Origin of the sequence: Arthrobacter sp. efr-133-R2A-63, assembly GCF_030209795.1 — a bacterium.
GTDB classification, from domain to species: domain Bacteria; phylum Actinomycetota; class Actinomycetes; order Actinomycetales; family Micrococcaceae; genus Arthrobacter; species Arthrobacter bambusae_A.
In genome coordinates this window covers 12,996-39,630 of sequence record NZ_JARVRG010000004.1, presented here as the reverse complement: position 1 = coordinate 39,630, position 26,635 = coordinate 12,996, and the positions used below count along the sequence as shown (strand labels likewise).

22 protein-coding genes, 1 tRNA gene, 2 pseudogenes and 1 riboswitch are annotated in these 26,635 nt (G+C 62.9%); of the genes and pseudogenes, 8 read left to right on the top strand and 17 right to left on the bottom strand.

Annotated features, from left to right (window positions below; genetic code table 11):
* Positions 1 to 319: 319 nt before the first annotated feature.
* The 7 genes from QRN45_RS00770 to QRN45_RS00740 form a co-directional block, all read right to left on the bottom strand.
* Positions 320 to 1,642 (bottom strand): mannitol dehydrogenase family protein, encoded by a 1,323-nt coding sequence (locus tag QRN45_RS00770; RefSeq protein ID WP_284762366.1) that lies wholly within the window; start codon positions 1,640 to 1,642, stop codon positions 320 to 322.
* 86 nt (positions 1,643 to 1,728) lie between these two features.
* A complete protein-coding gene (gene uxaC, locus QRN45_RS00765) occupies positions 1,729 to 3,135 on the bottom strand; it encodes a glucuronate isomerase (protein ID WP_241709790.1) in 1,407 nt (468 codons plus the stop codon).
* A gap of 89 nt (positions 3,136 to 3,224) precedes the next feature.
* Positions 3,225 to 4,271: a LacI family DNA-binding transcriptional regulator gene (locus QRN45_RS00760; protein ID WP_284762171.1), complete on the bottom strand. Its 1,047-nt coding sequence runs from the start codon at positions 4,269 to 4,271 to the stop codon at positions 3,225 to 3,227.
* An 87-nt stretch (positions 4,272 to 4,358) separates the two neighbouring features.
* Positions 4,359 to 5,525, bottom strand: a complete 1,167-nt coding sequence (locus tag QRN45_RS00755; protein ID WP_241709792.1) for a Gfo/Idh/MocA family protein — start codon at positions 5,523 to 5,525, stop codon at positions 4,359 to 4,361.
* 24 nt (positions 5,526 to 5,549) lie between these two features.
* Entirely contained in the window at positions 5,550 to 6,410 is an 861-nt protein-coding gene (locus tag QRN45_RS00750; protein WP_284762169.1) for a sugar phosphate isomerase/epimerase family protein, read from the bottom strand.
* Between the two features lie 40 nt (positions 6,411 to 6,450).
* Entirely contained in the window at positions 6,451 to 7,458 is a 1,008-nt protein-coding gene (locus QRN45_RS00745) for a Gfo/Idh/MocA family protein (protein ID WP_284762167.1), read from the bottom strand.
* A gap of 41 nt (positions 7,459 to 7,499) precedes the next feature.
* A complete protein-coding gene (locus QRN45_RS00740) occupies positions 7,500 to 8,384 on the bottom strand; it encodes a sugar phosphate isomerase/epimerase family protein (RefSeq protein WP_078108221.1) in 885 nt (294 codons plus the stop codon).
* A gap of 333 nt (positions 8,385 to 8,717) precedes the next feature.
* Here QRN45_RS00740 and QRN45_RS00735 point away from each other — a divergent pair, with 333 nt between their 5' ends.
* Entirely contained in the window at positions 8,718 to 9,158 is a 441-nt protein-coding gene (locus tag QRN45_RS00735; protein ID WP_284762166.1) for a hypothetical protein, read from the top strand.
* 65 nt (positions 9,159 to 9,223) lie between these two features.
* Here QRN45_RS00735 and QRN45_RS00730 read toward each other — a convergent pair whose 3' ends face one another.
* The gene (locus QRN45_RS00730) at positions 9,224 to 9,820 is read right to left on the bottom strand and encodes a hypothetical protein (protein ID WP_284762165.1); all 597 of its coding nucleotides are present in this window, start codon (positions 9,818 to 9,820) and stop codon (positions 9,224 to 9,226) included.
* 262 nt (positions 9,821 to 10,082) lie between these two features.
* Between QRN45_RS00730 and QRN45_RS00725 the strand changes: the two genes are divergently transcribed.
* Positions 10,083 to 10,769, top strand: coding sequence for an MFS transporter (locus QRN45_RS00725; RefSeq protein ID WP_284762164.1), 687 nt, complete (start codon positions 10,083 to 10,085; stop codon positions 10,767 to 10,769).
* A 74-nt stretch (positions 10,770 to 10,843) separates the two neighbouring features.
* Here the strand turns inward: QRN45_RS00725 and QRN45_RS00720 are convergent, their stop codons facing one another.
* Positions 10,844 to 12,307 carry an MFS transporter gene (locus QRN45_RS00720; RefSeq protein WP_284762162.1) on the bottom strand — a complete coding sequence of 488 codons (1,464 nt, stop codon included), beginning with the start codon at positions 12,305 to 12,307 and terminating at the stop codon, positions 10,844 to 10,846.
* A gap of 134 nt (positions 12,308 to 12,441) precedes the next feature.
* Here QRN45_RS00720 and QRN45_RS00715 point away from each other — a divergent pair, with 134 nt between their 5' ends.
* Both QRN45_RS00715 and QRN45_RS00710 read left to right on the top strand, forming a co-directional pair.
* Positions 12,442 to 13,005: a gluconokinase gene (locus QRN45_RS00715; protein WP_241709797.1), complete on the top strand. Its 564-nt coding sequence runs from the start codon at positions 12,442 to 12,444 to the stop codon at positions 13,003 to 13,005.
* A complete protein-coding gene (locus QRN45_RS00710; RefSeq protein WP_443627691.1) occupies positions 13,002 to 14,513 on the top strand; it encodes a GntT/GntP/DsdX family permease in 1,512 nt (503 codons plus the stop codon). The genes QRN45_RS00715 and QRN45_RS00710 overlap by 4 nt, the downstream gene beginning before the upstream one ends.
* An 85-nt stretch (positions 14,514 to 14,598) precedes the next feature.
* Here the strand turns inward: QRN45_RS00710 and QRN45_RS00705 are convergent, their stop codons facing one another.
* From QRN45_RS00705 to QRN45_RS00695, 3 genes are read right to left on the bottom strand one after another with little or no spacing between them, the layout of a single operon-like run.
* Positions 14,599 to 15,243, bottom strand: coding sequence for an NADPH-dependent F420 reductase (locus QRN45_RS00705; protein ID WP_284762160.1), 645 nt, complete (start codon positions 15,241 to 15,243; stop codon positions 14,599 to 14,601).
* Between the two features lie 53 nt (positions 15,244 to 15,296).
* The gene (locus tag QRN45_RS00700; protein WP_284762159.1) at positions 15,297 to 16,481 is read right to left on the bottom strand and encodes an App1 family protein phosphatidate phosphatase; all 1,185 of its coding nucleotides are present in this window, start codon (positions 16,479 to 16,481) and stop codon (positions 15,297 to 15,299) included.
* Positions 16,482 to 16,524: 43 nt separating this feature from the next.
* Positions 16,525 to 17,424, bottom strand: coding sequence for a phosphotransferase (locus QRN45_RS00695; RefSeq protein ID WP_274619731.1), 900 nt, complete (start codon positions 17,422 to 17,424; stop codon positions 16,525 to 16,527).
* A gap of 184 nt (positions 17,425 to 17,608) precedes the next feature.
* On the opposite strand from QRN45_RS00695, the gene QRN45_RS00690 reads away from it, so the two are divergent.
* Positions 17,609 to 18,049: a VOC family protein gene (locus tag QRN45_RS00690; protein WP_241709800.1), complete on the top strand. Its 441-nt coding sequence runs from the start codon at positions 17,609 to 17,611 to the stop codon at positions 18,047 to 18,049.
* Positions 18,050 to 18,401: 352 nt separating this feature from the next.
* Here the strand turns inward: QRN45_RS00690 and QRN45_RS00685 are convergent, their stop codons facing one another.
* From QRN45_RS00685 to speB, 4 genes are all read right to left on the bottom strand, one after another.
* A complete protein-coding gene (locus tag QRN45_RS00685) occupies positions 18,402 to 19,697 on the bottom strand; it encodes a D-arabinono-1,4-lactone oxidase (RefSeq protein WP_241709801.1) in 1,296 nt (431 codons plus the stop codon).
* Positions 19,698 to 19,725: 28 nt separating this feature from the next.
* The gene (locus QRN45_RS00680) at positions 19,726 to 21,258 is read right to left on the bottom strand and encodes an aldehyde dehydrogenase family protein (protein WP_241709802.1); all 1,533 of its coding nucleotides are present in this window, start codon (positions 21,256 to 21,258) and stop codon (positions 19,726 to 19,728) included.
* Positions 21,259 to 21,335: 77 nt separating this feature from the next.
* Complete coding sequence (locus QRN45_RS00675) at positions 21,336 to 22,793, bottom strand: purine-cytosine permease family protein (RefSeq protein WP_078108214.1); 1,458 nt, start codon at positions 22,791 to 22,793, stop codon at positions 21,336 to 21,338.
* Positions 22,790 to 23,794: an agmatinase gene (speB, locus tag QRN45_RS00670; protein ID WP_078108213.1), complete on the bottom strand. Its 1,005-nt coding sequence runs from the start codon at positions 23,792 to 23,794 to the stop codon at positions 22,790 to 22,792. Before speB ends, QRN45_RS00675 begins: the two co-directional genes overlap by 4 nt.
* Positions 23,795 to 24,012: 218 nt before the next feature.
* Here speB and QRN45_RS00665 point away from each other — a divergent pair, with 218 nt between their 5' ends.
* The 3 genes and pseudogenes from QRN45_RS00665 to QRN45_RS00655 all read left to right on the top strand — a co-directional run.
* On the top strand, positions 24,013 to 25,506 hold the full coding sequence (locus QRN45_RS00665) for a PucR family transcriptional regulator (RefSeq protein WP_284762158.1): 1,494 nt from the start codon (positions 24,013 to 24,015) through the stop codon (positions 25,504 to 25,506).
* A 99-nt stretch (positions 25,507 to 25,605) separates the two neighbouring features.
* Positions 25,606 to 25,706: riboswitch (glycine riboswitch) on the top strand.
* Between the two features lie 115 nt (positions 25,707 to 25,821).
* Positions 25,822 to 26,094, top strand: a pseudogene (locus QRN45_RS00660) (serine hydroxymethyltransferase); the annotation flags it as partial.
* A 66-nt stretch (positions 26,095 to 26,160) separates the two neighbouring features.
* A pseudogene (locus tag QRN45_RS00655) lies at positions 26,161 to 26,352 on the top strand (L-serine ammonia-lyase, iron-sulfur-dependent, subunit alpha); the annotation flags it as partial.
* A 193-nt stretch (positions 26,353 to 26,545) separates the two neighbouring features.
* On the opposite strand, the gene QRN45_RS00650 reads toward QRN45_RS00655, so the two are convergent.
* Positions 26,546 to 26,618 (bottom strand) — tRNA-Ala (locus QRN45_RS00650).
* Positions 26,619 to 26,635: the final 17 nt, after the last annotated feature.

Sequence of the window (26,635 nt, the reverse complement as noted above, 5' to 3'; positions counted from 1 at the left end):
CGGTTGCCAAATGTTTCCATGAAACATTTCCGCGTCAATGGGAATCCAGCGTCCGTCCCACCCAACCCCCGCTCACGCAAGGTGAGCAGGCGTCGGGGGAAAAAGCCACATACGTGAGCGAGCGTCGGGAGAAAACCCGACATACGTGAGCGAGCGTCGGGGGAAAACCCGACATACGTGAGCGAGCGTCGGTCCCGCCGAACGCTCGCTCACATATATCGAATATCCGGCGAACGCTCGCTCATGTATCGGGGCCTAAACGACGGCGCCCGCTGCCTTCACGGGGAAGGAAACGGGCGCCGTCGAGAGTGCCTGCGGACTACCTAAGGTTGCCAGCGGCCGCAAAGGACTCGGCCAAACGTTCAACGAGGTCCACGATCCCCGCGTCGGCAACCAAGTCGGGATCAACGAGGCCGAGCAGGGCCTCGAGCCGTGCACGGCCTGGCAGGAGGTTCGCGGCGGCAATGTCTGCCGCTTGCGGGTCCTGGAGCCCAGTTGCCGTGGCGGTGTAGGCAGTCCAGGCCGCGATCATCCGGGCAGCGGCCTGGCCGCTTCGGCCGGCGGCGCGCTCGGCCCGGAGCACAGGCAGCGCCCGCATGCGCAGCTTGGCACTGCCATCCATGGCTATCTGGGCCAGATGGTGGGCGATCCGGGAATTGCCGAAACGCTCCAGCAGGGCAGCCCTGTACTCGGGGATGCGCAAGTCCTCACCGGGCAGGTTGGAGGCGGCCTCGTCCCAGAAGTCCTCCACTGCCCGTCGGCAGAAATCGTCCGCGAGGGCTTCTGCCACGGTCTTGTGTCCGCGCAACTGGCCGGCATAAGCGAGGAGGGAGTGTGCGCCGTTGAGGAGCCACAGCTTGCGGTTCTCGTACGGCTCGATCTCGTCCACGAAAACGGCGCCTGCGTCCTCCCAGTGCGGTCGCCCCGCGGGGAAGTCCCCGCTGAGCACCCAGTTGACGAAAGGCTCGGCGACCACGGGCGATTCGTCGCGGTAGCCGCACGCGGCAGCGACGGCGTCGATGTCGGCGTCCGTCGTCCGCGGCGTGATGCGGTCAACAGAGGTACTGACAAAGCTGACGTTGGCGTCGATCCAGGCGGCGAGTCCGGCGTCGAACGCCTTGGCCATCCCCAGCACGGCGCTCCTGGCGACCGCCCCGTTGCTGGAGAGGTTGTCGCAGCACACCACGGCGAGGGGGCCGGCGTCGGCGTCGCGGCGCGCTGCGAGGCCCAGCACGAGCCTGCCCAGCGGCGTCGTCGGCTTGCCGGAAGCAGAACCGCCGGCGAGGACGGCGAGGTCCGCGACGACGTCGGGCGCTTGGTTGTCCAGCTTCCCGTCCGACCCGAGCCGGTAGGCGGCCTCGGTGATAGTGAGGGTGATGAGTGAAGTCAGGGGCGCGGCGACAAGATCGGCGAAACGCTCGACGTCGGCACCGTCGACGGCTTCGACGATGCTGCCGATGACTTCGAAGGAGTCCCCTGCGTCGGAGCGCTCCACGACGGTGTACAGGCCGTCCTGTGCAGCGAGGACCTCCGCTGCATCCGGGCGGCGGCCGGTGAAGGCTGCGATGCCCCACTCAGCCGCGTCGCCTGCATGCTGGGTGTACCAGGCCTGGTGGGAGCGGTGGAAGGCTCCCAGTCCCATGTGCACAATGCGCACCGGGGCTTTGCCGATTGGTTTGATGGCACGGCTCAAGCGGGGAAGATCCGCAGTTTGCCCGGGTTCGTTGCTCACAGCTTGAAGACCCTTCGGGGTGAGGAGTCGACGACGTCGACGATGATTTCATGGGCTCGGTCTTCGCTGACACGGTGCTCGGCCACGAGGCGGGCGAGGAAGGACGCTTCGATCCGGCGGGAGGCGTCGTGCCGCGCAGGGATGGAGCAGAATGCGCGGGTGTCGTCGATGAAGCCCGAAGACCGCGAAAAGCCGGTGGTTTCGGTGACGGCGGAGCGGAAGCGGAGCATGGCGTCCGGTGCGTCGAGGAACCACCACGGCGCGCCGAGGTACACCGAGGGGTAGAACCCGGCCAGCGGGGCCAGTTCGCGGGAGAACACCGTCTCGTCCAGGGTGAACAGCACCAGATGGAAGTCCTTGGCCGTGCCGAAGTCCTGGAGCAGGGGGCGGATGGCTTCGGTGTAGTTCGTGGCAAATGGGATGTCGTGTCCGGTGTCCGCGCCGTAGGCCTCGAAGGTGGGCTGGTGGTGGTTTCGGAATGAACCCGGGTGGATGGTCATTACCAGGCCGTCTTCGACCGACATCCGGGCCATCTGGTACATCATGTGGGCCTCGAAGGTGTTGCGGTCCTCGGCCGTGGCCTTGCCGGCGCGCGCCAGTTCGAAGATCCGCTCGGCGTCTGCCCGGTCCAGCTTGAGCGTTGCCGGGGTGAGGACGCCGTGGTCCGCGGAGACCGCGCCATGGTCCACGAAATAACGACGGCGGTTTTCCAGGGCCTTGATGTAGCCGGCGTAGCCGGCGGTCCCGTCGCCGGCGGAATCGACAAGCCTCTCCACGTTGGCACTCCACGCCGGGTGGGCGATGTTCAGGTAGGCATCCGGACGGAAGGTCGGAAGCACGCGGCCGTTGAACGAAGGATCCTCGGCGATCGCCTTGTGACTCGCCAGGCTGTCCAGCGGATCGTCCGTGGTGGCCAGGACCTCGATGTTGAAGTCCTTGAAGAGCTGGCGGGGACGGAAGTCGGGCTCGACGAGCTTGGCGGCAATGGCGTCGTAGCTGGCGTCGGCAGACATCTCGCCGAGATCCGCGCCCAGCTTGAACACGCTCTCGAACTGCGTGCGCAGCCAATATCCGGACGCCGTACCCTCGAAGAGGGGCCAGGCCTGGACGAAAGTCCGCCAGATCTCACGCGATTCGGACGGGTTGGCGCTTTCCGAGAGCAGTTTGTCCATGGGGACTCCGCTGGCGTGGATCAGCCGGGTGACGTAGTGGTCCGGGCTGACGAGGAGCGCGGCCGGATCAGGGAACGGGGTGTTGTGCTCGATGACGGCGGCGTCAACGTGGCCGTGCGGAGAGATGATGGGCAGGTCCTGGACGCGCTCCAGCAGGGAGTGCGCAATGCTGCGCGTCCCGGGATCCGCGGGCAGGAGCCGGTCAGGATTGGCTGCGATCGACTGTGACATAGGTCAATTTTCAGCCCGAAGAACCGATCTGTCAACCGGTTGCCAACTATTGCCATCCCGTTGCAACCCATCCGCCGGATCGCTTGAAGCTACGCGATCAACCGCCCACTTGAACCGCGCACCACGAGCTCCGTGTCCACCCGGACGGCTTCCGCGGGCCCATCCTGGCCCAGCAACATGTCCAGCAGGAGGGTGGCAGCGCGGGAACCGCACTCCCCCAACGGCGACCTGACAGTGGTGAGCGGCGGGGTCGTGAAGTCTGCCCCGAAGATGTCGTCGAAGCCCACAATGCTGATCTGGTCGGGAACGTGCATCCCGGCGGCCTGGAGCTCCTGCATGAGGCCGATGGCGAGGAGATCGTTGTAGGTGATGACCGCCGTCGCGCCGCTCGCCAGGACGTCGCGCGCTACTTGGCGGCCGCCGTCGACGGTTGGCTTGGACGATTCCAAGCGGACCGCCCCCAACTTGTACCAATCGCAGGCAGCCTGGACGCCTTCCCAGCGGCGGCTCGACATCCACGACTGCGGCGGCCCGGCAACATACGCGAGCTCCTGGTGGCCATTGGAGGCGAGGCTCCGCACGGCCTGGCTAATGCCTTTGTTGACGTCGGGGACCACGCACGGGACTCCCTCTATTTCGCGGTTGATCACGGCCACTGGCTTGTCCGCGGCCAAGGCCAGGATCTTTTCGTCGTCCATGCGCGGACTCGCCAAAATGAGGCCATCCACCGTGCTCAACATCCTGCGGGCCGCAACGAGCTCGGTTTCAGGCGACTCTGCGGACTCGGCAAGCACCAGGGTGTAGTCCCGGGCAGACCCTGTGGTTTCCGCGCCCCGGATGATATCGAAGAACGTCGGGTTGGTGATGTCCGCGACAATCAGTCCGATCGTCTGGGTGCGGCCTGTGGGAAGTGCCCTGGCGAAGGGGTTGACCCGGTAGTTCAGCTGTTCGGCGGCGTCCTCGATGATTTTCTGGGTCTTCGCACTGACCCTGCCCGGCTTGCTCAGCGCGCGCGAAACCGTGGACGGGTTGACTCCCGCGAGCCTCGCGATGTCGTAGATGGTGGGCGAGGATTTCTCCCCGCGTCCACGCTTGGCGGGGGAGGTTACTGCTCCGGAGTTCGTCGCTTCAGTCACGGCTCCATCGTAATCCGGCATGGCAACAAAAGCAGGACGGTTGCCAACCCTTCGGCCGGCGACCGTCCTGCTTGAATGTCCTGCTGACTAGGAACGTTCCGCGAACTTGCCTTCTTCGGCGATGCGCTTGTTGAGCTCGCGCATGTACTCGTCCTCGTCGAAGTCCAGGGGGACTTCCCTGCCGGTCCAACTCGACAGGTGGATGGCGTTGGCCAGGCGGACGCCCTTGATGCCGTCCGAGCCGGGTGCCAACAGCGGGGTGCCGTCCAGGATGTTGGCCGCGAAGTTCTCCAGGACGCCCGCGTGCTGTCCGCCCCAGGCCGACTCGAATTCGATGACCTCGGTGGTGTAGTAGTCCTCGGCCTTCAATTCGCCCATGAAGAGCTTGCGGACATCGTCCATGTCCATTCCGTCGCTGAGTTCGCGCTCGGGCTTGACCAGTCGGGTGACTGTGGCGGTCTTGCTGTTTTCCACCACGATCTTGCCCTGGTCGCCCAGGATCTCGAAGCGGTCCGTGCCCACGAGGTCGTGCGTGGCCGTGACGAAGACACCGGTGGCGCCGTTGCCGTAGTCCACGACGGCGGTGACCTCGTCTTCGACGGCGATGTCCCGGCGGAATCCGTACGCCACCTTGGAGTAGACGGACTTCGGAACGCCGCAGATCCACTGCCACAGGTCGAGCTGGTGTGGTGCCTGGTTGACCAGGACGCCCCCGCCTTCGCCGCCCCACGTGGCGCGCCATTCGCTGGAGTTGTAGTAGCCCTGCGGACGCCACCAGTTGGTGATGATCCAGTTGGTGCGGCGGATAGCCCCGATCTCGCCGTTGTCGACGATCTCCTTCAGCTTCTTGTAGAGCGGGTTGTTGCGCTGGTTGAACATGATCCCGAAGGAAAGCCCGGGTTTGGAGGCCGCGAACTCATTGAGCCGTTTGACCTGCTTGGTGTAGACGCCGGCGGGCTTCTCCACGAGGGCGTGGATATTGCGCTTGAGCGATTCGATGCCCATTTCCGGGTGCAGGTAATGCGGCACGCACGTGACGATCGCATCGACGTCGCCGCTTTCAAGCATGGCGATGTAGTCGTCGTAGAAAGGCGCATCGGGGTACCGGGAGGCTGCCAGTTCCTTCTTTCCGGGATCGGTGTCGCAGATAGCGCCGATCACCATGTTCGGGACCATTCCGTCAGTGATGAACTTGGCGTACGTGCCGCCCTGCTGGCCCAGGCCGATGATGCCTAGGCGTACTTTCTTGCTCATGAGTAGATCTCCGTTGTAGTGGGATTAGAAGAGGTCGGCGTGGCCCATGGCCACGAGGTTGTCGTAGGAAGTCTGCAGCGCTTCCCACACCGTGCGGCCGTAGAGCTCGTCCTGCTCCACGAGCAAGTACTCCGCGCCGGAGGCCTGGGCGGCGGGAATGATGGATGGGAAGTCAAGGTTGCCTTCGCCCACTTCGGCGAACTGGACCACGTTCTTGAACTCGGCCATGAAGCCTGCGATGTCCCCCGTTTCGAGGAGCCCGAAGGCCTGCTCAGGCAACCCGCCGATCCGGTAGTCCTTCAGGTGCACCATGGCAGTGCGTCCGGCGTATTTGGCCAGGGTCCGGACAGGGTCCAGTCCGCCGCGCTGCACCCAGTGCACGTCGATTTCCATGCCCATGGCCGGAGAGTTTTCGGCAATGATGTCCAGCATGTACTTGCCGTCGAACTTCGCGAACTCGATGTGGTGGTTGTGGTAGTACAGGCCAATGCCGTGTTCCCGGAGGTTTTCGGCGTATTCGTTGGCTTGCTTCGCGAAGTCCACCGCGGCGTCGATCGACTTCATGGCCGGGAACGGCATCATGCCAATCCGCAGGAGGTGCGTGTCAAGTCGCTTTGCGTCGTCCACGATCTTGTCGAAATGGTCTTTGAGCGAATCGCCTGGCATGCCCTTGGGCGTTTCCATGGCAACCGAAAGCGCTGCGATGTCCATGCCCAGTTCGCCGCGGGAGCGGTCCAGATCGGCAACGTTTTCCGGTGTCATCGGGATCTGGGAGATCTCGACGGCGTTGTACCCCATCGCGCTGACCTTGCGAAGCGTTTCAAACGCCCCGGCTTCGGCAAAGCTGCCCTTCAGCATCATTGCCTGTACGCCGATTTTGGCCACTTTGTCCTCCGTTGGTTCCGGGCCCTCATAGGCCGCGTGGTTAGCCCACGTACCCGGAGATTTCCGGGTAGCTCTGGGCGTAGATGTCCTTGACGATCCTGAGTGACTTTTCGGCTTCGGCAGGACTGATCCAGAACGGAGCAGGGTCCCCGAGCTTGGCGTAGAAGTCCTTGATCAGGAGTTCGTGGGATACTCCCCAATACGCGCGCCCACCCGATTCCAAGGCACGTTCCGGGATGGTTTCCACGGTGCCGTCGGCGTAGCTGACAACGAGGTCGCCCCGGAGGCTGAGCGTGGCCTTTTCAGTCACGATGTCGAGCGTCACGGGTGCGTTGGTGGCGTTGGCCAGGGTGGCGTAAAAGACGCTGGTAGCACCGTTGGAGTGCCCGGCGATGAATTCCGCCGTGTCTTCCACCTCGATCACGCCGCCGAGCGAGCGCGTGGATGCATGGCCTTCGACCTTGGTCACGTCGCCTACCAGCCACTGGAGCAGATCCACCGTGTGGATGGCCTGGTTCATCATGAGGCCGCCGCCCCCTCCAGCCCAGGTGCCGCGCCACGGCCTGTCCCGGTAGTACTCGGCTGTCCGGTGCCACATCACGGTTGCCGAGGCGCCCAGAACCTGGCCCAGCCCGCCGTCGTCGAGCAGTCTCCGCATGGCCTGCGACGTCGCGTTGTAGCGGTTCTGGAAACAGACGGCGATCTTCGCCGTGCTCCGTTCCGCCGCCTCGACCAGCCGGCGACCCTCTTCAAGGGTGTGGGCGAGCGGCTTCTCGACGATCACGCTGACGCCGCGCTCAAGGCAGTGCGCAGCCAGCGAGGCATGCAGGTGGTGCGGAGTGCAGATATGCACGACGTCGGGCCTCACCGCCTCGAGCATCTCCAGGTATTCCGCGTACCCGGCCACGCCGTGGGCGGCCGTTGCCGCCTCGAGGCGTCCGGCGTCGGTGTCGCAGACCGCCACGAGTTCAACATCGTCCATCTTGGCGATGGCTCCGAAGTGCACGCTCGATACATCGCCGCAACCGATGACTGCTGCTGTAGGCATTCTTCTCCCTCGAAAGTTCTTTCCTTTGAACCTACAGGCCCTCAGGCGAGGGCAACACCGTTCTTGGCAGCGAGTGCCGCGAAGGCGCGCGCGGCGGCGCCGAAGGCTACGGGTCCGGAGAATCCGCCCAGTTCGTGGGTGCTTGCCAGGTGAGGTTCGAGGGAAAAGAAGCCGGAAAAGCCATCGGCCTTGAGTGCGGCGATGGTGGCGTCCAGTTCGCCGTCGCCTTCGCCGGCGGGCACTACTTCACCGGTACCGGCCACCGCATCCTTGACCTGGAAGTACTCCAGATACGGGCGCAGCCGGGCGTAACCCTCGGTGTAGGGCTTGACGCCCACCTGGACAAAGTTGGCGCTGTCCCAGGCAACCCGCAATGAAGGGGAATCGACCGTCTCCATGAGGTCCAGGACTCGCTCGGGCGTATCGCCGTAGATGCCCTTTTCGTTTTCGTGCAGGAGCACGACGCCGGACGCGGCCGCTTCGTTCGTGAGTGCGGTCAGGCGCGCCATCACTGAGTCGCGGATGTCTTCCGGGCTCTGCCCTTCGGCTCGGTAGAAGGAGAAGATGCGGATGTATTTGGTATCGAGGCCCTTGGCCACCGAAATAATCTGGCGCAGCCGGGCGAGTTCATGTTCCACGGGAACACTGGCGTCGATCTTGCCGATGGGGCTCGCGACCGCGGAAACCTTCAGTCCCTTCCCGTCCAGGATGGCCTTGAGCCGCTCAACCTCTTCGGGTTCGAGCTCGGAGACATTGGTGCCCCACGCGCTGCGCACTTCGATGTGGCTGGCACCGAGAGCCTGCAGTACGGCAGCCTGGACCGCGGGATCGGGATCTACTTCGTCGCCGAAACCGGACAGGCTCCACACGGCATTGGTTTCAGTCACGGAAATCTCCTTCGGATCCCTTCGCCCGCACGGCGGCATATGGCGCCAAGTGGTCGTTCACGGGCATGCATTCGCCTCGAGTCTAGTCAGCTTGGTGTCGGATTGACAACCGATTGCCAAATATTGGCAACTTGCGAGTTCGATTGGCGAAGACCGGGCCGTTACCGGCATAGGAGTAGGTGGTGGCGCCGCCCGGCCGCGTGGAGCAGCTCCCGGCCCTGCAACCGACCCGGCAGAGTTCGCCGGCGGCGTTGTGCGCGTTGTAGACGGTGCCGGCTGCCGAGCAGGAGGCCACCGTGATTCCGAGGCGCCTTAGGAGAGCCCGGTAGTGACGGGCTGCGAATCATCTGCCTCCTCCGGATTGTGCATTCCGTGCAGGCCGGCCTGAGGGGTGATCTCGATCCGCTTCCGGTGACCGCGAAGGCGAAAGCGCTTGCGGAAAAGGCTCGCGAGGCAAACGCCCAGGCCAAGGGGATAAAGGTCGATCAAGCCGTTCCTTACGGTTCAGTGAGCAGGCCCTGCGGCTCGTCGTTTGTCACGGCCGCCAAACTTTCCAATGACATTCTTGCCGTGAATACCGGCTATTCCGTCTATGTGGGAGTGTGGACGCGCAGCTGGTATGTCAACGCGGTCGGGCGGATTGACTCTGCAAGCTTTAACTTCAGCGGCGGTTCCACAGGCCCTTCATGGTCAGCTCAAGGCGCCCAAACAGCGGTCGGTCCGGGAGCCGCCGTCGTCCCCATCTCCTCATACGTCATTCTCAATGACGGTTCGGCCTGCTACTCCGGAGGGCCAACTGCCGCCTACGGATAACCAATAACGGCGAAAAGAATACAGGGAGGCGAAAGCTTCCCTGCATCCTTTTTTCTGGCGAATTTTTAGTTAGCGGAAAAATGATCCAAAGCGCTATCAAATAGCTCGGGCTCAGCGTACGTCGCGAAGTCCATTTCGATTGTGTGGGGGGAAAGCACTCGCAAAACAGGGCTCTCGTAAGGCAAGACGAGAATATTTGTCAGCCCCCTTTCCCAGGCACGTTTCAAGGCATCAAAGCTCTTCCGTTCGGGTTGTTCGTCCAGCGGGTCGCTATGGAAGCTTCGCAGTCCGGCACGCCAAATTTCAAAGTCTTCTTCCGGGAACAGGTCACCGTGGAGCACATCGTACCAAATAGGCGGCGTAGCGATCTTTTCGGTGAACGTCTCAATCCCTTGGGTGCTCTTCAAATCTTCGAACTCAAAAAGCCAGGACCTCAGTTCAGACCAGTGTCCGCCCCAATCCTTTGCGAAGGCGGATCTCTGGGCGTCAGTGATCTGAACAGGAGCCGGAGATGGGCCAAGCCCGGGGAGATCCTCAGATGCATCGAGACGCCAAGAATCCCGTGCATACAAAAGCCTCAGCAGTTCCGGATTGTGCAGGTCCACTGCAATCCGCATTTCTGTCGGCCATGTACTGCCTTTGTCGGGCTCTGCCTTCCACATGCAAACACAGTAACCCCGATCACGATGTGCCACGCCACGGTTTTCGTTATTTTTGGGTGTAGTGGTTGCAATGCCGCCTAAAAGCCCATCGGCAAGACCCAGCAAGCACGGCTTCCACACCAACCGCTGACAAACGTAGATCCCGGCGCGCCCGGGTTCCGGTGGCCCGCCGCGTCTTTTCTGCGGACGGCCGGGCACCAGCGGAGGAGCGCCGACCGGCTCGAAATCGGGTCGACTGGTTTGTTTCGCAAGAGCGGCGTCCGTGGCCCTCTTTATTTCAGATGGGGTCACGTACCTGGTGTCGGCGCTGGCGCTTGGCCGGATCCGGGAAGAGCGGCAGGCGCCGCCGGAGACATTCACTTTCCGCGACTATTTCTTGTCGCTAGGTTCAGGATTCGCGATTCTCGTCCGGGATCGGGTGATGTGGCCTGTCACGTCGTCGATTGCCCATTTCAACCTTTCCACGACGGCGATCCAGTCGATTTATGTCACGCATGCACTGCGGACTGGATCCATGACGCCGGCCGAGGTCGGAATCGCAGGAGCTGTCGGCGGAATCATCGGCCTGCTCTCCATGCCGCTCGCGCCATGGGTGTGGGACAAGTTTCGGCCTGTCCGGGCACTCATGGCAACTTTCATGCTCCCAGCCCTCGCAGGACTCGGCATGCTCGTACTCACGCCTGGACAAGTCGTCTCGAACGTACTTCTCCTCGGGCTTTCGCTCGGCTTCTGGGCGTCTTGCGTGATGGTCATCATCACCGGAACCGAAACACTCAAACAGCTTCTTATTCCCCTCGAAGCCCTCGGAAGATTCTCATCCGCCAGCAGGGTCCTCACGTGGGGTATCGACCCGATCGCCGCTGCTCTGGCCGGTGTTCTGGCCCTGTTCCTTCCGACCGGTGCCGTACTCGCCGCGGCGAGCTCCGGCGTCGTGATTTCGGCTTGCTGAATTGCCGCCTCCGGGTGCCATTCGAGAATTGCCGCTCCTGTCCGCGATCGGCAAGGGCTCGGACTGAGCCGTCGTCAGGCCGGTACTCCCTCCGACTGGGCAGTGATCGGGGCAGCTATGTCTTCCAGCGACCGTCTTGCGGCCTCAACTCCGAACACGATCTCGACGACGCCGGCGGCGACCATCAGCACGGCGCCGATGACATAACCGAAGGCCACGGACTGGATTCCCTCTCCAACGAACCTACCGAACAGGATGGGGCCGATGATGCCACCCAGTCCGGTGCCCACGGCGTAGAAGAACGCGATGGCCATGGCCCGAGTCTCCATGGGGAAGATTTCACTCACTGTCAGATACGCGGAGCTGGCGCCCGCTGAAGCGAAGAAGAAAATCACCATCCAGCAGGCGGTGAGCCAGAAAGCATCAAGCGCTCCGCTGGCGAAGACGAACGCCGTGATGGCAAGCAGGACACCTGACGCGATGTAGGTACCGGAAATCATCGTGCGGCGCCCGACGCTGTCGAAGAAGCGGCCCAGGACGAGCGGGCCAAGGAAGTTGCCGACGGCGATCGGGACCAGCGTCCATGGGGCAAGGTCGCTGGGGACGTTCAGCAATTTCGTCAGCACGAGCGCATAGGTGAAGAACACCGCGTTGTAGAGGAAGGCCTGGCCGATGAAGAGCGACAAGCCCAGGACGACCCTCTTCGGGTAGCGCTGGACAGCCGTCTTGATGATGACACCGAAGCCGATCGACTTGCGCTGGCGGACCTTGAGCGTCTCGTGGACTGCGGACAGCTTCTCCCCCGTGGCCTCCTCGACGTCGTTCTCGATCGTGCGCACGAGCTGATCCGCCTCTTTGTCCCGTCCGTGGATGAACATCCAACGGGGCGATTCAGGCACATTTCGCCGCACAAGCAGGATCAGCAGGCCGAGAAACGCTCCCAGGCCGAAGGCGAGACGCCAGCCAATGCCCGGCGCGAAGAAGGCTGGATTGAGCAGTAGCACGGAGAGCGAGGCGCCGAACGCCGTGCCGAGCCAGAAAGAGCCGTTGATGGCCAAATCCACGACGCCGCGACGTGCTGCCGGGATGAGCTCGTCTATCGCGGAATTGATCGCCGCATACTCTCCGCCAATGCCCGCACCGGTGAAGAAGCGGCAAATGAAGAACCACATCGGGTTGAGGGAAAACGCCGTGGCCACCGTGGCAAGCAGATACAGCCCGAGGGTAAGCAGGAAGAGCTTCTTCCGCCCGAACCTGTCCGTGAGATGCCCAAAAACGAGGGCCCCGACGCAGGCGCCCGCTACATAGACCGCGGCCGCGACGCCAATGTCCGCTGTGGACATGCCGAGGCCGCCATTCGGCTGCGTGAGGCTGTCCCCAATGGCGCCGACGATCGTGACCTCCAGTCCGTCCAGGATCCAGACGGTGCCGAGGCCGATGACGATCATCCAATGCCATCTGGACCACGGCAGCCGATCCATCCGGCCGGGGATGTCGGTTTCGATGATGTCGCTTGTTGCACCTTTCACTGCTGACATGACCCTCCTCATTGAGTAGATCATCAGTATGCTTCCTATATGCGCTTGATGGAAGCATTTCCGGCCTTGGCCGCCGGGAAATCAGCTGCGATTCGCTATGGCTCAGAGGCCAACGTGCTGCCAAGATGGGCTCCATGGACCCTCTGGACTTTGCGACGCGTGCTTTGGCCGAACCGGTTGTGCTGGTTTTGATGGGTGTTTCCGGCTCCGGCAAGTCCACGGTCGCCGCCCTCCTTGCGGGGCGGCTTGGCTGGGCCTTCGAAGAAGGCGATGCCTTGCATCCCCAAACAAACATCGACAAGATGGCAGCGGGACATCCGCTCACGGATGAGGACAGATATCCCTGGCTGGAGAAGGTTGCCGAGTGGGTCGACCGGAGGCTGGATCATGGGGAAAACGGCGTCATTACTTGTTCGGCGCTCAAGCGGTCTTATCGAAACATCATCAATCGCCGAGGTTCAGGTGTCGTCTTCGTTTTTCTGTCCGGGACGCCCGGGACCATCAGCGCACGGCTGGCCGAACGACACGGCCATTTCATGCCCGCCAGTATGTTGGGGAGTCAGTTCGCGGACCTTGAGGAACTGTCCCCGGATGAGCCAGGAATCCGGATCGACGTTGGTCCAGCTCCAGGAGTGATTGCCCAACAAATCATGGACAAGTTCGGCCTGCGGCCGAGCGGAACAGGACGAGAACCATGAACGGAATCTCCATCCTCAACAGACCCTTCGCCGGAGTCGCCACCGACGCCACGACGGACGCGATGCATCAACCGTGGACCGGCCATGACACCCAAGTACTTGTGGTGGCGGCCATCGGCATCGCGATAGTAGTCTTGCTGATCGTCTGGGTAAAGATGCACGCTTTCCTGGCACTCAGCATCGGCGCCCTCTTCGTGGGTATAGCCTCGGGTATCGCGTTGGACAAGGTGACCACGTCCTACGAAAACGGCGTTGGCGGGGTGCTGGGCTATGTCGGCGTGCTCATTGCATTGGGAGCCATGCTAGGAAAGCTCTTGGCCGATTCCGGCGGTGCGGACAAGATCGTGGACACGCTTCTTCATGGGCGGCCCGCAACGCTCCCGTGGAAGATGGCACTCATCGCAGGCATCATCGGCATCCCCATGTTTTTCGAGATCGGGCTCGTGCTGCTCATACCCGTCGTGATGCTGGCCGTGCACCGTTCCAAGGGCCCGGCGATGCGCCTTGGCATTCCGGCCTTGGCAGGCTTGTCCGTGCTCCACGGTTTCATCCCGCCGCACCCAGGCCCGTTGGCCGCGATCGGCATCCTGCACGCCAATGTTGGTGTGACTCTTGCCTTCGGCCTGCTCATAGCCATTCCCACCGTCATCATCGCAGGTCCCCTCTTTGGCCGTCTCGCCGCACGGATGGTACCGATCGGAGCTGCGGGTGCCGGCTTGGCCGTCACCGTTGGGGCAGGCGCGAACGCCCGGCCGGACAGTTCCCAAGGCCCTGGTGCGAAAGCCGCCAGTTCGCGCGGCGACGCACCCGCAGGAAAAGCACAGGATCCGCAAGCAACGCGGAGCCCGTCCTTCGCCTGGACCCTGGTGACCCTACTGTCGCCGCTGGTGCTCATGCTGATCAAAGCCGGAGCAGACATTTGGATGGACAAGAACGCCGCCCTGCGGCCCTTGCTCGACTTCATCGGCGATCCGGTCTTTGCGCTGCTCGTGGCGGTCCTTCTGGCCATGGTGACTTTCGGTACCCGGGTGGGCTTCTCCGCCTCCACCCTGACCAAGAAAATCGGCGAGAGCCTGTTGCCGATTGTCGGGGTCATGCTCATCGTCGGCGCGGGCGGCGGTTTCAAGCAGGTGCTCGTCGACGGCGGCACCGGAACCGCGATCGCCAAGATCGCGGTAGCGGCCAGCCTGTCGGCCCTCGTGCTGGGATGGATCATCGCAGTGCTGATTCGCCTTGCCACCGGCTCGGCCACCGTTGCTACGGTGACGGCCGCCGGAATCATCGCACCCCTCGCGACCGGTCTGTCGCCTGCCCAGCTTGCGCTGGTTGTGCTTGCCATCGGTGCCGGATCGCTGTTCTTCTCCCACGTCAACGACGCCGGTTTCTGGCTGGTCAAGGAATACTTCGGGATGACAGTAGGGCAAACAATCAAGACCTGGTCGGTCATGGAAACCATCATTTCCGTCGTCGGATTCGCGTTCGTACTGCTGCTTTCCGTTTTCGTCTGACCCCTGGCTTGGCGAAGGCCCTCCGATCCTGCGTTTCCGCAGTTCGGAGGGCCTTCTCTGTGCAAGCTGCCGCGATCGACCGGCCTTAGAGGGCGGCGCGCGCCTCGTCAGCGTTCAAAAGCCGTCCACCAAGGCCGCCATTCTGGTGAAGATCGCCTCGCATCAGCTCCAATCTGCCGGCCGCATCGATTCCCCCGGCTTTGACCGGATCAAAGCCAGCAGCACTGATGAGCCGCTCCGCGGTTTCGGCCCCCGCGTCGTCGTCAGTGGCGTAGAACAGAACAGCCCGCTCGTCCGGCCTGTTGGCTGCCGACCCCAGCGCGTCAGCACCCAACGTACCGAAGGCCTTCACCAAGTACGCACCGGCTGGAAGCAGGGCTGCCACGATCGAGGCCGCCGATTGGCCCTCCGGCAGCGTAGTGGTATAGCCGCCGTGGCCATCAGGCCCGATCGGGTTGGTGGGGTCGATCACGACTTTGCCGACCAGTGCCGCTGACAATTGGGAGACTAGTTCCTTCTCGGTGTCCAGCCACACGGCCATCACGACGGCGTCAGCCTGTGACACCGCATCGGCGACGCTCGCCGAACTCGCCAACGAACCCAGCTCAGCTGCCAACGCTTCAGCATGGGATTGATCTCGGGCTGCCAAAACAACTGGCTCGCCGCCTTGGACAAGGTTTCGGGCGACCCGGGACCCGATGTTTCCGGTTCCAATAATTGCAGTTGTCACGTCAACCTCCAGATGATGATGATGGAAGGGTTGAGCTAATGGTACGCGCGGCGCTAATTGCCAACTATAGGGGACCGGAGGCTGCGCCGGATGATGCCCAGCTGCTCTAGCTGGGCGGACATCCCTGCACCGTCCGGAGAGTAGATCCAGGGGACCCCCGGGGTGGGTTGCCCCCCGGACTTCGACCGTCCGCCCGCGAGCACCGCCTCACCGACCGATAGCTGGCGGATCGCGATGGCCCTGACGTTCTGCGGATGGCGTTGGGCGAACTCGGCGTAGATGGCCTCGTCGTGCTGTCCGTCGTCACCAACCAGCAGCCACTTGACACCGGGGAACTCCGCCGCGAGACGTTCCAGGGAGGTCCGTTTGTGCTCCTGGCCGCTGCGGAACCAGCGGTCCGGGGTGGGACCCCAGTCGGTGAGAAGCTTGGGGCCGGCGGGATACAGATTGCGGGACAGGAAGCGCGACAGCGTCGGTGCGACGTTCCAGGCTCCGGTCGACAGGTACACCACGGGTGCCGCGGGCACCGTCCTGACGATCCGTTCGTACAGCACAGCCATGCCCGGCGTCGGCGTCCTCGCGTGTTCGTCGAGTACGAAAGTGTTCCAAGCGGCCAGGAACGGGCGGGGAAGCGCCGTGACCATCACGGTGTCGTCGATGTCGGAGACGACGCCGAAGTCTGTGTCGTCAGCGACGATCTGCACTGGCGCCTCCACGATCCTGGATTCCCCGGATTGCAGCGTGATTGTGTGCCAACCGGCGTCGAGGGCTACCGGGATACGCGCGTCGACCACGCCTCCACGGTCCGCTTCGACGTCATGATCTGTGCCTGCGATGGTCACGCGCACGGCGGCGTGTGCCACGGGCGCACTCGTGAAATTGCGCCAGCCGCGCATTCCTTCCTGCAACGGGTTGAGCCCGTTTGCCTGAGCGCCGGACCCGGTGTCCCGCGCGTCACTGCGGACGACACGCGCCAATACCCGGACCCAGGAAGTGGTTCCGTAACCGGTGTAGGGGATGACGGTCTCCACCCGACCGCGCCGGATTGCGAGACGCGTTTGAAACTTGAGCCAGCCGTCGTCGAGTCTCAAGGCGAGGTGGCGGCGTACGCGGCTCGACGGCGTCGGGCTTGCACCGCTCGACGATTTCGGGTCGCCGCCGGCTACGCTTTCTGATTCTGCGCTCTCGGACTCTGCGCTGAGGGACAGAGTGGGCGGCTTCACGGAACGGGGACACATGGGTTCAGTCTGACATGGCACAAGATGTCCGGCGGCATCCGTTCTACAACCCCAGGATCGGATCCGTGAGCAGGCGAATCAGCGTGCTCCGCCCAAGTGCGCTCATTGTCGGATTCGATTCGGCGTAGTACCAGACGAGCCCGATTGCCTGCTGGTAGGCCCAAGCGGCGCCCCGCCTCCACTCAAGGTCCCCGATCGCGAGGCTGGTTCGCAGGGTTTCCCGTCGTGAGAAGTCGAGCATGTGCCAGGCGGCAACGAGGTCGAGCGCCGGGTCAGCAGGGCCGAAGCCACCAGTGTCCAGGATCCCCGCGAGGCGACCGTCCCTAAGGACCACATTTCCGGGAATGAGATCCTTATGGCACATCACATCGTCACCTAGACGAGGCAGTGATCTGAACGATCCCCAGGCCCGGCGGAGCCGATCCACCGGCAAGAGTCCTTCGCTTCGTTGCAGGCAATGCGCGATCCACCCGTCGTGCGCTGTCAGTTCCCCACCGCGGCCCTCGCCGGAAAATGAGCGACCCTTAGTATCCGCCTGCCGAAGGCTCCCGATGAGCGCTGCGACGTCCAACGCGAACGATGTGGATGACGCGACCGAGCCTGGGGTCGCAATCTCGCCCTCGATCCACGTTTGGACAGACCACGGCAATGGATAATCCCTGCCGGGGTCACCAATCGCAACTGGCAACGGAGACGGCACCATGCTCGCTGCGGCGAACTCGAGCATTGCGGCGTGTTCCGCTAGGAGGACTGCACGGACTTCGCGAGCGTCGCCGCCTTGCATCGGGAACCTGACGGCGGTGCGGGTTCCCACCCGATACAGGTAGTTGACCGTCCCGGTACTCTCGACCGCTGTGACCTCCGATTCGGTGAACGAAGGAAAAAGCCCTCGCACCAACCGCACTGCTTCAGACCGGTCCAGACTGAGCTGACTCTTATGCATGGCCACTCCCCCAGCCTACGCACGGGGCGCCCACTCACCGGTGAGCGTGCCGAAACTCCTCCCGCAGTCGGGCGGAACAGTATCCCCACCCTGAACAGAGTTCTTTCTCTCCACGTGAATCCGCCGTAGAGTCCGCTGTGGGCTCCTCCGGGGCCGCGCAAACGAAGATCTGGAGGCTTTTCCCATGTCGCGCATCATGCGGTTCGACCATGTCGGTGTCACGGTTCGGGACCTCAATAAGGTGACGGCGTTCTTCGTCGGACTCGGGCTCGAAGTCGAAGGCCGGACGTTCGTGGAGGGCGATTTCATTGACACGGTCACAGCGATCCCGGATTCCCGTACGGAGATCGTCATGTTGAGAACATCTGACGGAGGAACCGGCGTGGAGCTTTCCAGCTTCGTCAGGCCGGACCCCCAGCCGGGATCGCCTGCCGCCATGGCCAACGAACTCGGACTGCGCAGCTTGTCCTTCGAAGTCGACGATCTTCAGGCGCGGGTCGATCGGCTGGCTGCGGAGGGGTATGGGCTGGTCGGTGGCATCGGCCAGTACGAGGGTGCCTGGCGAATGGCCTACGTGCGCGGTCCGGAGGGAATCATCGTGTCCCTGGCGGAGCGGCTGAGCTGAAGGAGGTGGGCCTGAGGAGGAACCGTGTCACGCCGAGCAGGTTTTTGACGCTCCCGAGAGACATCAAGCCCGGGATTCCGGGGTTTCGGAAGAGCCCGGGGCCCAAAAAATTGCGTAGCGTGACGCGATGCCGACGTAGCGGCCAGACGTACTGCCCACCCAGGGACATTGGTTGAAGTCGTGTGAGAACACGGCATAGATTTCCGCCATGACGAAGGCCTCCCGGGGTGGAGTGGAGCTGTCAAAGAACCGCTGCTCACCCAGGAGGCCTTCGTGTCCCACCCTAACGCAACACCGACCCCTCTACTCCCGATAGTGGGCGTTTACGCGGCGGACCTTCAGGGGCGGCCAATTAACTTACAAGGGCGCGGGTGTGGTCGTTGAGGAATATGCCGCGCGGATCGAACTCGCGACGTATCTGGATGAAGGTGTCCAGCTCCGGGTAGAGGCGTTCCAAGCGGCTCCTGGTCATAAAGTGGATCTTTCCCCAGTGCGCTCGTGGCTCGAATTCCTGCAGCACCGTATCGGCATCGCGGAAGAACTGCCAGTAGTCGGTCCCGGGTTCGGTGGTCAGGGTGATGACGGTGGTGTCACGTCCCTGGAACTGGGACATGTAGCCTTCATCGGCCTTCACCCAGCGAACCTCCACGGGGTATTTTTGGTCAGGGTGTTTGGTTCGGATCAGGTCCTGGACGGCCTCGACGGCGGCCAGTCCGACTTCGCTCGGCACAAAGTACTCGAGTTCATGGAACGGCGTGGTGAATCCGCCCGGGTAAATCCGGTACGAACGGTCGAGCCGGGCACCTTCCGTACCCGAAATTTCGCCCTCGTCCTGGATCTGCGCGATATTGTACCGTTTGGTGTAGCTGCGGTTTGCCATGCTAAGGCCCGGCGCGCCCGGGAGGTCCAAGAGCTCGCACGAACCTTCTTCCGGGCACCAGAGGAACGAGTAATGGCGGTTCTCGTCGATGTCGGACTGCCACGTTGCCTTGGTCTCCGCCCACGTGGGATAGGTGATTTGTTCTTGCAGGTAGTAGCGCTCCTCAACCGCCAACTCCACCTCAAGGAAGATCCCCAGGGTACCCAAAGCCACCTGGGCTGCCCTGAGTTCGCGGAGCTGCCCCTCGCCGATTTCGACGATCTCGCCGTAACCATTGATCAGCTTCACCCAACGAAGGCTTGAGGAGAAGCTACCCAGGTCCTTCCCGGAACCGTGGGTGCTGGTTGAAAGCGCCCCAGCAATCTGCTGTTTGTCGATGTCTCCCTGGTTGCTCAGCGCGAGGCCTTGCTCCCACAATGGATCGCCGAAGGCATTGATCGTGGTGCCTGCAAGGGCCCTGGCGCGACGCCGGACAGGGTCGGTTCCGGTGATGCCCGACAGTGCGGACATGTCCATCAGGACGCCCCCCGTCTGGACCAGCGGTGAGGACGAATGCCCTGAGCCGACCGCCCGCACGGGCAAGCCTTCGCGGATCGCGAAACGAACGGCGTCGAGCGCTTCTTGTTCAGTCCGCGGCCGGACGGTGAAGGCCGGCGTGGCGCTTTGGTTCCCGCCCCAATTGGTCCAGGTGACGTCTGTTCCGAAAGGGGCCGGCGGGGTGGCCGCGCGCGACGAGACTGATGTGCCGGGAAGGTTCGCGGTGGTCATTGCTAAGCTCCGTTGCTTGTCTGAACGCTCATGCGCCGTGGTTGATCATAAGGTGCTTGGTGCGGGAGTAATCGTCCAGGGCGTAAAGCGAGAGGTCCCGGCCGTAGCCGGATCCCTTGAATCCGCCCCACGGTACCTCGCAAGCCAACACCAAGTGTGAATTTACCCAGACCGTACCGAAGTCGAGTTGCTTTGGAACGCTCAAGGAGAGGCTTGAATCCCGGGTCCATACCGAGGCAGACAGTCCGTAGGGACTCTCGTTTGCCCGTGCAATGGCTTCATCGGTGGAAGTGAAAGTCTCGACCGTGACCACGGGACCAAAGATCTCGTGGGTGGCGATAGGCGCCCCGGCCGGCACGTTGCTGATGACCGTGGGTTCGATGAAGTAGCCGGGTCCTTCGAGGGCAGAACCTCCGATGGCTATGTGCAGGCCGGCGGCTTTAGCCTCGGCCAGCGATTCCTTGACTCGTTCGAAGTGCGGGTGGGAAATCATGGGACCGATTTCCACGTCGTCCCCTGCCCCCGGAGCGCCGACCACCAGGGTGCTGACTTCACGCACCAAATGTTCCGTGAACTCGGCAGCCACCGACTCGTGCACAAGTACGCGGCACGCAGCGCCACAGTCCTGCCCGGCATTCCAGTACCCGGCGTTTCGCACGCCGGCGGCGGCAGCACGGAGGTCCGCGTCTGCAAACACAACAACCGGAGCCTTGCCGCCGAGTTCCAGATGAACACGCTTGACCGATTTGGCCGCGGTCTCCGCGACGGCCTGCCCGCTGACAACGCTCCCCGTCAAGGCGACGAGGGCAACGTCAGGGTGTTCGGAAATCCGCTGTCCGACGGTCCGGCCCTGTCCCGTCACAACATTGAGGATTCCGTCCGGAATACGTCCGGCCAGGAGTTCCGCGAGCTTTAGCGTCGAGAGCGGTGTCTGCTCCGACGGCTTGAGGACGATGCTGTTTCCGGCGGCCAGGATGGGCGCGATCTTCCAGGCAGCCATCAGCAACGGGTAGTTCCACGGGGTGATGACGCCAACCACGCCCACGGGCTCCCTGAGGATCACCGAGGTGTGCCCGGTCGCATAGTCCCCGCCAGCCATGGACGTCAGCGTGCGGGATGCTCCGGCCATGAAACGGAAAGTATCAATAGTGCTGGAGACATCGTCCTCAGCAACGGTTCGCGGCTTGCCGGTGTTGGCGGACTCGATGATTTCGAAGACTTCACGGTTGGCTTCAATGATGTTGGCGATCATGTTCAAGACCTCGGACCGCTCCTTCGGCGTGGTGGCGCCCCAGGATTTCTGGGCAGCCACGGCGGCTTCAACAGCAACGTCAACGTCCGCGGCTGTGCCGGCCTGCACGGAGGCGATGACCAGTCCAGTGGCGGGATCTACGACGTCGATGAGGTGGGTAGAGGTGCCCGGAACAAACGATCCTCCAATGAAGTGCCCGCCGGGCGGCAGAGGCAATGGCACGATGCCCGAGGCGTGGTGGGCTGCAGGGGAGCTGCTGTCTTCGCTCACGCGGCGGACGATGAACTGTTCGGTGTTGATGAGTGTCATGATTTTGCCCTTGTTTTCTAGCGCCGGTCGTGGCGTCGGGAGTTTATGGGAAGTACAGGCGGATGGTCTGCGGTGCGTCAGACCAAGTCGCTTGCGAGTACGGGGGCCTGGAACGTTGTGGCCTCGGCCTTCTTCCGGAACACGCGTGCCGCGACGTAGTAGAGCGGGGCAACCACAACGAGGCCAACGATCCATGAGAGGTCCACGCCACCCATTGCCGCTGCGACGGGCCCGGTGTAGATCGCTGTTGCCGAGAAAGGAAGCTGGACCAGGGCGCCTGCCACGTAGGCTCCGATGGCCACCCAGTTGAAGCGCCCGTACACTCCGCCGTCGCGCTTGAAGAAGTCTTCAACCCTGTAGTCGCCGTGCCGGAGAAGGTAGTAGTCGACCAGGTTGATGGCCGTCCAGGGAACCAGCACGTACATCAGGAAGGAAAGGAAGTTGGTGTAAAACAGGATGAAATTGTCGCGTGCGAACAGCGAGATCAGGAGTGCGAAGGTAAAGAGGATGATTGCCGCAACGCTTCGGGTCTTGGCGCGGGGCAGCCAGTTCGGCTTGAACGTCTGGCCAATAGTGAGGCTGCACAGCACGCCGCAGTAGAGATTCATGGCGTTCGAGGCTGCAACGCCGAGGCAGAAGATTCCCACGACTGCCAGGGTCCATGGCTGGAGCAACGCTCCCATGCTGCCGACGATTTCGACGTTGCCGGCGTCTGCGCCCATCGTGACCGCCAAGGTTCCCACCAGGGCGCCCAGGATCATCGGGAAGAGCGTGCCCAGGACGCAGCCTGAGTAGGAGGCCCAGAACGCCGGACCCGAGCCGGTGCCTTGCGGCATGTAGCGGGAGTAGTCCGAGACGTACGGAGCGTAGGCGAGCTGCCACAAGGCGGATACGGAGACGGTGGCCATGAAGCCGACCCAGTTGAAGTTTCCCTGGTAGAGGAAAGTGGCAGGCAGCCCGTGGACGAACATGATCCAGACGAAGGCCAGAAGCAACGCCAAACCAGCCACGATGCTGAGGAACCGAGCGTAGGCGTGAATGAGCCGGTAGCCGAAAATCGTGGCAACAACGCTCACGACGCCGATGATGATGATGCCCGCGTCAACACTGATGTCCGGGCTGACTGCGGCCATTGCCTCGCCGCCAAAGACCAGGTTCGCGGCGAAGAATCCGACGTACATGATCACCACGATGACAACGATCAGTAGTGCTCCGAAGGAGCCGAATTGGCCGCGGGTCTGGATCATCTGTGCCACGCCCAATTGCGGTCCTTGGGCGGAGTGCAGCGCCATGAAGATGCCACCGATGACGTTTCCGAGGATGATTCCCACGATGGCAGGCACAAAGCTTAGCCCGAACACCGTCGTGGCGAGTCCGCCGGTAACGATGGTCATGATCATGATGTTGGACCCGAACCAGATGGTGAAGAGGTCCCGCGCTTTTCCGTGGCGTTCGTTCAACGGGATGGGCTGAATGGTTTTGTCTTCGAGTCTGGGCACTTCGGTGACAGCGGCGGGATTGCTTCGGGTGCTCATGATGCGGTCCAGGATGCTGCTTGCAATTGACGGACAGCGGACGTTTCGGCCTTGCCGCGATTCACCATCAGCGCGAGGAGGTCGAAGACAAGGGTGGCCGCGGCCACCGAGGTGATGTCTGCATGGTCGTAGGCCGGCGCGACCTCGACGACGTCGGCACCGACGATGTTAATGCCATCCAGTCCGCGGAGCAGGGCCAGCAGCTCCCGGGAGTGGAGTCCGCCCATCTCAGGGGTGCCGGTGCCCGGCGCATAGGAGGGGTCCAGGACGTCGATGTCGATGGAGACGTAGACCGGGGTGTCGCCGAGCCGCTCCTTGACCCGAGCAATGGCGGCGGGAACGCCTATGACGTCCAGGTCCGAGCAGCGGATGATCTGGAATCCGAATTCATGGTCGCGGAGGAAATCGTTGCGGTCATAGACCGGCCCGCGGATTCCGACGTGCATGGACCTATCTTCCACGAGGAGGCCTTCCTCGAACGCCCGCCGGAAGATGGTTCCGTGTGTGACCGGCTGGTCGAAGTAGGTGTCCCATGTATCCAGGTGGGCATCGAAGTGCAGCAACGCGACCGGTCCGTGGACTTTGTTCAGGGCCCTGAGCATCGGGAGGGCGATGGTGTGGTCGCCACCGATCGAGATGAGCTTCTTGTCCTCACTAATCAGGGGCAATGCCTGCTCTTCGATTTCACGGACGGCCCGTGCGATGTCGTAGGGGGTGCAGGCGATGTCGCCGGCGTCCACAACCTGGACTTCGTTGACGGGCTCAACGTCCAATTCCGGATGGTACCCGGGACGCAGAAGCCGGGAGGCTTCGCGGACCGCGGCAGGACCGAAACGGGCGCCGGGCCGGAAGGACGTTCCGCCGTCGAACGGTACGCCGACGATCGCAATGTCGTAGTCCGGGACGCGGTCGATTTGGGGAAGCCTGGCGAAAGTGCCGAGGCCCGCATACCGGGGAACTTTTGTTGCGTCGACGGGGCCGATGGGCTGATGCGTTGTCATGCCGGGATCCTTCGGTAGCTTGCTGCCGGGCGGCGACGCTGGCAGCGGTGTTGGGATGTGGGGGTGCTCGCCTTTGAGCGGGAAGTAGGTAATCCAATTCTTAGTGACGTGCATCACGACGCATAGCGGTAGATTGACTACAAATGGCCGAGGCTCTTATACAAATGTCTAAGCACCGTGAAATCGGCCGGAACCCAACGATTCGGGAGCGCATTTTCATGGCGATTACTGTGGCTGAGCTCGTGGCGGAACCTCAGCTAGGACTCACGTTTTTGGCCGGGTCGGAGGGTAGGGACAACCGGATCACCTGGGCACACACCTCCGACCTGCCGAGGCTGTGGGAATGGGTCACCGGCGGCGAACTGATGATGACCAATGGCCTGTCCATCCCCGCCGACCCCCAAGGCCAGGTTGCGCTCGCCGAGGCGCTCGTCGATGCAGGTGCCAGTGCCCTTGCCATCGGGGAAAAGATGCATGCTCCGGAGCTGCTGCCGGAGTTCCTGGCGGCCTGCGAGCAGTTGCCGCTGCCGCTGATTAGCATTCCGTATCCATTGCCCTTCATCGCTATCGCTCGAACCGTGGCTGAAGCTTCCCTTTTGGAGGAATCGCGACGCCTGCGTCAGACCGCACGGGTGTATGACTTGCTTCGTACGGCGGGAACAATTGAGGACCATTGGCAAGGCCTTCTCCAAGGACTCGCGGCTGAGCTCAATGCGGAGCTTTTCGTCGTGGACCGGCGATGCCTCCATCCCTGGCACCCGGACGGTGAGCCGCTGCCGGACTTCCTGCAAGCGGAATTGGCCCCCCTGACGGGACATATACCCATGACCGGAAAGAAGTTCCAATGGCATCGGCTTCGGGACCGGCACGTGTTGATGATGGACATCCCCACCCACGCCAATGCGGTCCTGGTGGTGCTGCCGAAAAGCGATCCGCACCCTGACGCCGTCGTGCTTCTGCATGCGGCGACGGTGCTGGGACTGGAACTCTCGCGAACGGCCCTGTCCCTGGAAGGGCGGCACCACCTAGCAGGCGAATTCCTCCTGCAGGCGTTCGATGGGCGCCTCGGGATCGCGGAACTGGAGATCAGGCTCGGCCATTTTGAGATTTCCGCGCAGAATTTCGTGGTGGTTTCGATAGGGGCCGACGACGGCGAGCGGCTGGCGAACATTCACGTGGAACTGTGGCGCCACGGACTTCAGGTCGCTTGCCTGCGGCGTCTCAACACCCTTCATGTGGCGGTAACCGCGGGGGTGACAGATGACGTTTTGATCCACTGCGCGGGGCCCGGGGTCCGGATTGGCATCAGCTCGCCTACGTCTGCCGGGGGCGTCCAACGCGCACTCCAGGAATCGCTGTGGGCGCTCGGTTCAGCGAAAGGCAATGCCGTAAGCCTGACCCGTTACGCCGAGGGGCCCTCCTGGCTGGGGCTCACGAGTTTCGAGGAGGGCACGGCGTTGGTACAGCGGCTGCTCGGCCCGATCTTCACGTATGAACAGAGCCAGGAAGGCGATCTCATCGTGACTTTGAAGACCTACTTGGACACTCAGAGGTCGTGGCAAAAGACTGCCGCGGCGCTCTTCGCCCATCGCCAAACCATCATCTACCGCATCCGGAAAATCAGCGAATTGACGGGGCTCGACATGACCGAAACCTCCACGTTGGCCCAGCTTTGGTTTGCGCTCCAGATCCATGAGGCCATGCACAAGTAAACCCGCTGCCGATAGCAATGTCCGCAAGCAGATGTTGCCCCGGCACTGACGTTGTGTGTATGGTGTGAGCCAAATCACCCCAAATCTGAATATGCCTTTCGAACCGTGGCGGGAGAGTCCTCCCAGCCATCAACCGGGCAGGCGCCGTAGGAGCAAATCCTCCCCAGGAATCTCTCAGGCCCCCGTACCGCCGCGGCGAGGCGACTCTGGAAAGCAGCCAGGCTTCGGTCCGGCTCACCGACGGTGCAAGCCGAACACAACGCGACAATGCGTTCTGCGGAATCTCTCAGGTCCGATACAGAGCGGGGAGGAACCCAATTAGCCGAGGACCGCCTCGCCGCGATCGACATCACCGTCAACCGCAACGCGGTTCCGTTCGACCCGCGTCCGCCGATGGTGACCTCCGGCCTGCGGATCGGCACCCCGGCACTGGCAACCCGCGGCTTCGGTGAAGCGGCGTTCCGCGAAGTTGCGGACATCATCGCCGAAGCACTGATCGCCGACGCCGACCTCTCCGGCCTGCGTCACCGCGTGGAGGCACTCGCCGCCGCGCACCCGCTCTACCCCGGCGTCGCGAACCTAGCGTAGTCCGGGATCGGCTCGGTACGCCCGTCGGGTCCGAAGGGGCCTGCTGGTCACCTCAACATTAAATCCCTGAAGTTCCTGCTTGCCGCGGGCGCCGTCGGAGTGCTCTACAAGGAGCAGGCCTCGATCTCCGGCGCCGAAGTGGGCTGCCAGGGCGAGGCCGGCTCCGCTTCCTCAATGGCCGCCGCCGGCTTGGCCGAAGTCATGGGCGGCTCCCCGGGACAGGTGAAGAACGTTGCCGAGATCGCAATGGAACACAACCGGGCCTCACCCAACGCGCTGCGCTTCCTCACACCCGAACAGGGGGAAGGGCTCGACGGGCCGAAAGGGGCAGAACCACCGGAGCCCGTCTCAATCCGGGACCCATGTCAGTGCCAGGTTAGTGATTTCGCAACCCCAGCAACAACGAAGACCCTCCTGCCCAACGTTTCCGCAGGTGGGAGGGCCTTCACTGTGGAGCTAAGGAGATTCGAACTCCTGACCTCTTCGATGCGAACGAAGCGCTCTACCAACTGAGCTATAGCCCCTGGTCAACTGTGCATTG

Bases quoted from the DNA above. Each gene is read 5' to 3' on its own strand.
- QRN45_RS00755 (WP_241709792.1), bottom strand. From the start codon at position 5,525: ATGAGCAAGAAAGTACGCCTAGGCATCATCGGCCTGGGCCAGCAGGGC.
- QRN45_RS00675 (WP_078108214.1), bottom strand. From the start codon at position 22,793: ATGAGCACCCGAAGCAATCCCGCCGCTGTCACCGAAGTGCCCAGACTC.
- QRN45_RS00690 (WP_241709800.1), top strand. From the start codon at position 17,609: ATGTCGCGCATCATGCGGTTCGACCATGTCGGTGTCACGGTTCGGGAC.
- QRN45_RS00715 (WP_241709797.1), top strand. From the start codon at position 12,442: ATGGACCCTCTGGACTTTGCGACGCGTGCTTTGGCCGAACCGGTTGTG.
- QRN45_RS00770 (WP_284762366.1), bottom strand. From the start codon at position 1,642: ATGGGACTGGGAGCCTTCCACCGCTCCCACCAGGCCTGGTACACCCAG.
- speB (WP_078108213.1), bottom strand. From the start codon at position 23,794: ATGACAACGCATCAGCCCATCGGCCCCGTCGACGCAACAAAAGTTCCC.
- QRN45_RS00680 (WP_241709802.1), bottom strand. From the start codon at position 21,258: ATGACACTCATCAACACCGAACAGTTCATCGTCCGCCGCGTGAGCGAA.
- QRN45_RS00710 (WP_443627691.1), top strand. From the start codon at position 13,002: ATGAACGGAATCTCCATCCTCAACAGACCCTTCGCCGGAGTCGCCACC.
- uxaC (WP_241709790.1), bottom strand. From the start codon at position 3,135: ATGTCACAGTCGATCGCAGCCAATCCTGACCGGCTCCTGCCCGCGGAT.
- QRN45_RS00685 (WP_241709801.1), bottom strand. From the start codon at position 19,697: ATGACCACCGCGAACCTTCCCGGCACATCAGTCTCGTCGCGCGCGGCC.
- QRN45_RS00700 (WP_284762159.1), bottom strand. From the start codon at position 16,481: ATGTGTCCCCGTTCCGTGAAGCCGCCCACTCTGTCCCTCAGCGCAGAG.
- QRN45_RS00695 (WP_274619731.1), bottom strand. From the start codon at position 17,424: ATGCATAAGAGTCAGCTCAGTCTGGACCGGTCTGAAGCAGTGCGGTTG.
- QRN45_RS00720 (WP_284762162.1), bottom strand. From the start codon at position 12,307: ATGTCAGCAGTGAAAGGTGCAACAAGCGACATCATCGAAACCGACATC.
- QRN45_RS00665 (WP_284762158.1), top strand. From the start codon at position 24,013: ATGGCGATTACTGTGGCTGAGCTCGTGGCGGAACCTCAGCTAGGACTC.
- QRN45_RS00730 (WP_284762165.1), bottom strand. From the start codon at position 9,820: ATGTGGAAGGCAGAGCCCGACAAAGGCAGTACATGGCCGACAGAAATG.
- QRN45_RS00745 (WP_284762167.1), bottom strand. From the start codon at position 7,458: ATGCCTACAGCAGCAGTCATCGGTTGCGGCGATGTATCGAGCGTGCAC.
- QRN45_RS00740 (WP_078108221.1), bottom strand. From the start codon at position 8,384: ATGCCGCCGTGCGGGCGAAGGGATCCGAAGGAGATTTCCGTGACTGAA.